This window comes from Enterococcus sp. B2E4 (assembly GCF_030499455.1).
Lineage (GTDB): Bacteria > Bacillota > Bacilli > Lactobacillales > Enterococcaceae > Enterococcus_D > Enterococcus_D casseliflavus.
The window spans coordinates 1-1850 of sequence record NZ_JAUKPK010000013.1; the positions used below are offsets into that span (position 1 = coordinate 1).

Below are 1850 nucleotides of genomic sequence, written 5' to 3' on the forward strand. Positions count from 1 at the left end.
GGTTTGGGACCAAGGGGTCGCAGGTTCGAATCCTGTCTTCCCGATACTTTTTCAAAAGGGGCCTTAGCTCAGCTGGGAGAGCGCCTGCTTTGCACGCAGGAGGTCAGCGGTTCGATCCCGCTAGGCTCCATATCATTTGAATAAATGATTCTTTTTTACGCGGTGTAGCTCAGCTGGCTAGAGCGTCCGGTTCATACCCGGGAGGTCGGGGGTTCGATCCCCTCCGCCGCGATTTTTAAGAGCCTGGACCTTTAGCTCAGTTGGTTAGAGCAGACGGCTCATAACCGTCCGGTCGTAGGTTCGAGTCCTACAAGGTCCATTGTGGCATTGTATCTGTTTTATTATGGAGGATTACCCAAGTCCGGCTGAAGGGAACGGTCTTGAAAACCGTCAGGCGGGTAAAACCGTGCAAGGGTTCGAATCCCTTATCATCCTTAACTGTCTCTATTGTTGCGAGCAAAAGAATTACAGTCCTTTAATAACTGTAAAGTAATTACTTATCGCGGGATGGAGCAGTCTGGTAGCTCGTCGGGCTCATAACCCGAAGGTCGTAGGTTCAAATCCTGCTCCCGCAATTGCTTTTGTTTTCAAAAGCGCAATAAAAGCTAAATATGGTTTGGTAGTTCAGTTGGTTAGAATGCCTGCCTGTCACGCAGGAGGTCGCGGGTTCGAGTCCCGTCCAGACCGCCATGCGGGTGTAGTTTAGTGGTAAAACCACAGCCTTCCAAGCTGTTGTCGCGAGTTCGATTCTCGTCACCCGCTTTAGCTTTTATTTTTTTGGGCCTATAGCTCAGCTGGTTAGAGCGCACGCCTGATAAGCGTGAGGTCGATGGTTCGAGTCCATTTAGGCCCATCAAAATGTAGTCATACATTTGGGGAAGTACTCAAGTGGCTGAAGAGGCGCCCCTGCTAAGGGTGTAGGTCGGGAAACCGGCGCGAGGGTTCAAATCCCTCCTTCTCCGTTTTTTATTGGTCCGTTGGTCAAGTGGTTAAGACACCGCCCTTTCACGGCGGTAACACGGGTTCGAATCCCGTACGGATCATTTTTACTTTTGGAGGATTACCCAAGTCCGGCTGAAGGGAACGGTCTTGAAAACCGTCAGGCGGGTAAAACCGTGCAAGGGTTCGAATCCCTTATCCTCCTTAACTGTCTCTTTTGTTGCGAGCAAAAGAATCACAGTCCTTTAATTACTGTAAAGTAATTACTTATCGCGGGATGGAGCAGTCTGGTAGCTCGTCGGGCTCATAACCCGAAGGTCGTAGGTTCAAATCCTGCTCCCGCAATTGCTTTGTTGAACGGCAAAGCAGCAATACAAAGCTTCTGGTTTGGTAGTTCAGTTGGTTAGAATGCCTGCCTGTCACGCAGGAGGTCGCGGGTTCGAGTCCCGTCCAGACCGTTGTTTTTGGCTCGGTAGCTCAGTTGGTAGAGCAATGGATTGAAGCTCCATGTGTCGGCAGTTCGATTCTGTCCCGCGCCATAGGAATGCGGGTGTAGTTTAGTGGTAAAACTACAGCCTTCCAAGCTGTTGTCGCGAGTTCGATTCTCGTCACCCGCTTTGCATTTTTTATTTGGGGCCTATAGCTCAGCTGGTTAGAGCGCACGCCTGATAAGCGTGAGGTCGATGGTTCGAGTCCATTTAGGCCCATTACATTTTTAAACTGGTCCGTTGGTCAAGCGGTTAAGACACCGCCCTTTCACGGCGGTAACACGGGTTCGAATCCCGTACGGATCATGCAAACACTCTTGAGAGTGTTTTTTTATTGCCCAAAAACGATCTTTTTATCATTTTTTCAAGCATGAGCAGTCAAAATTTGTTATAATCAGTCCGTTGCAAGTTCCCGAAAGGATT

At 49.5% G+C, this 1850-nt stretch carries 17 tRNA genes; all 17 read left to right on the plus strand.

Features of this window, described 5'->3' with window-relative positions:
- The first annotated feature begins 57 nt into the window (after positions 1-57).
- The 17 genes from Q1X33_RS10430 to Q1X33_RS10510 all read left to right on the plus strand — a co-directional run bounded on the left by Q1X33_RS10430 (position 58) and on the right by Q1X33_RS10510 (position 1733).
- Positions 58-130: transfer RNA gene (locus tag Q1X33_RS10430), tRNA-Ala, on the plus strand.
- A 28-nt stretch (positions 131-158) separates the two neighbouring features.
- A tRNA-Met gene (locus Q1X33_RS10435) sits at positions 159-232 on the plus strand.
- A gap of 13 nt (positions 233-245) precedes the next feature.
- Positions 246-319: transfer RNA gene (locus Q1X33_RS10440), tRNA-Ile, on the plus strand.
- Positions 320-345: 26 nt separating this feature from the next.
- Positions 346-435 (plus strand) — tRNA-Ser (locus tag Q1X33_RS10445).
- Positions 436-501: 66 nt separating this feature from the next.
- Positions 502-575, plus strand: a tRNA-Met gene (locus Q1X33_RS10450).
- A gap of 38 nt (positions 576-613) precedes the next feature.
- A tRNA-Asp gene (locus tag Q1X33_RS10455) sits at positions 614-690 on the plus strand.
- A 1-nt stretch (position 691) separates the two neighbouring features.
- Positions 692-762, plus strand: a tRNA-Gly gene (locus tag Q1X33_RS10460).
- A gap of 17 nt (positions 763-779) precedes the next feature.
- Positions 780-853: transfer RNA gene (locus Q1X33_RS10465), tRNA-Ile, on the plus strand.
- Positions 854-874: 21 nt separating this feature from the next.
- Positions 875-962 (plus strand) — tRNA-Ser (locus Q1X33_RS10470).
- A 9-nt stretch (positions 963-971) separates the two neighbouring features.
- A tRNA-Glu gene (locus tag Q1X33_RS10475) sits at positions 972-1043 on the plus strand.
- 11 nt (positions 1044-1054) lie between these two features.
- A tRNA-Ser gene (locus tag Q1X33_RS10480) sits at positions 1055-1144 on the plus strand.
- 66 nt (positions 1145-1210) lie between these two features.
- Positions 1211-1284 (plus strand) — tRNA-Met (locus Q1X33_RS10485).
- A gap of 39 nt (positions 1285-1323) precedes the next feature.
- Positions 1324-1397: transfer RNA gene (locus Q1X33_RS10490), tRNA-Asp, on the plus strand.
- Between the two features lie 8 nt (positions 1398-1405).
- Positions 1406-1478: transfer RNA gene (locus tag Q1X33_RS10495), tRNA-Phe, on the plus strand.
- A gap of 7 nt (positions 1479-1485) precedes the next feature.
- Positions 1486-1556: transfer RNA gene (locus tag Q1X33_RS10500), tRNA-Gly, on the plus strand.
- Positions 1557-1572: 16 nt separating this feature from the next.
- Positions 1573-1646, plus strand: a tRNA-Ile gene (locus tag Q1X33_RS10505).
- Positions 1647-1661: 15 nt separating this feature from the next.
- Positions 1662-1733, plus strand: a tRNA-Glu gene (locus Q1X33_RS10510).
- Positions 1734-1850: the final 117 nt, after the last annotated feature.